Source organism: Acetobacter fallax (genome assembly GCF_011516735.1).
Taxonomy (GTDB): domain Bacteria; phylum Pseudomonadota; class Alphaproteobacteria; order Acetobacterales; family Acetobacteraceae; genus Acetobacter; species Acetobacter fallax.
Window position 1 is genome coordinate 1 of the sequence record NZ_WOSX01000121.1, and the last position, 1225, is coordinate 1225.

Genomic DNA, 1225 nt, shown 5'->3' on the forward strand with positions numbered 1-1225 from the left:
CTGGTGGCCCTGACCGGCGGGACGGTCCGGGTCACCGCGACAGGTCTGATCCTGACCATCGCCCGCAGCAAGACCGACCAGGAGCAGCAGGGCGAGGAGGTGGCGATCCCGCGCGGCAAACACGCCGCGACCTGTCCGGTACTGGCCCTGGCAGCCTGGCACGAGGCGGCGGCGCTGGACGAAAAAGGGCCGCTATTCCGGCCGATCAATCGCTGGGGACAGGTCGGGCGCGATGCGCTGCATCCGGACGCGGTGCGGCGCATCGTGTTGCACCGGGCAAAGCAGGCCGGGGTGACGGCGCCGGCGGGGGAACGTCTCAGCCCGCACGGCCTACGGGCCGGTTTTGTGACCGAGGCTTTTCAGGCCAATGCCCGCGACGAGCAGATCATGGCGCACACCCGGCATCGGGACCTGCGCACGATGCGTCGCTATGTGCGGCGCTCGCGGCGCGAGATCGACTCTCCCGCGCATCTTCTGGATCTCTGAGCCATGGTGAAAACCGTTACGGACCTCGTGGCGGATCTCGATACGGTCACCGACGCGCTCGAGGCGTACCGGATTCAGCTGCGGGCACAGCCGCTGGCCCATACTTATACCGGCGACAGCGCACCGGCATCCGGCGAGGAGGCGTCGCTGCGACTTCCGGTCCGCCCGCCCGTCGCGGCGCATGCGCCGCGCCCGTCCGGGGCGGGACATGGCATGGTGCTCGAAACGTCACAGGAGAGCGGCAGGACAGGGGAGGGTGGCGCTCCGGCCTGCCCGCAGCCCGACTGGCTGTATCACCTGCTGACGGTGGAAGGGCCGCCGGAGAGACTGGCGCAGTTCCGCACCCGGGCGGCCGGACCGGGCCGGATCCCGTGGGCGGCGGAGGCGCTGTCGGCGGACGATCTGCTCCGGCCGCTGCTGCCGGCCGGCGCCGGGAGCGAGGCCGGCCGTCTGACCGGGCTGGCGGAGGCGGTCGCCGGGGCCGCAGAACGCCTGCGGACCCGGGATGGCGGCGTGAACTCCGTTCCGTTCGATCTGAATGCGCTGTGTCCGGTGCCGGTGGAGCTGCTCGCACTCGGGCCACAGTCGCCGGACGTCCTGGCCTGGCTGTGCCGGCACTGGGGCACGTCGCGTCCGCTGCAGACGGTGGAGGCCGTGGAGACCGGACCGGTGGCGCCGGAGACGGTGTGGACGCTCGGGTTCTGGTCGGCGGACTGGACGCCCTGGGCGGCGCTGCGGA

Annotated in this window: 1 protein-coding gene and 1 pseudogene; both read left to right on the top strand. The window is 72.0% G+C overall.

The window, feature by feature from the left end:
* A pseudogene (locus GOB85_RS18735) lies at positions 1–486 on the top strand (site-specific integrase); the annotation flags it as partial.
* A 3-nt stretch (positions 487–489) separates the two neighbouring features.
* On the top strand, positions 490–1225 hold a 736-nt coding region (locus GOB85_RS18740; protein WP_173578866.1), incomplete at its 3' end, for a hypothetical protein.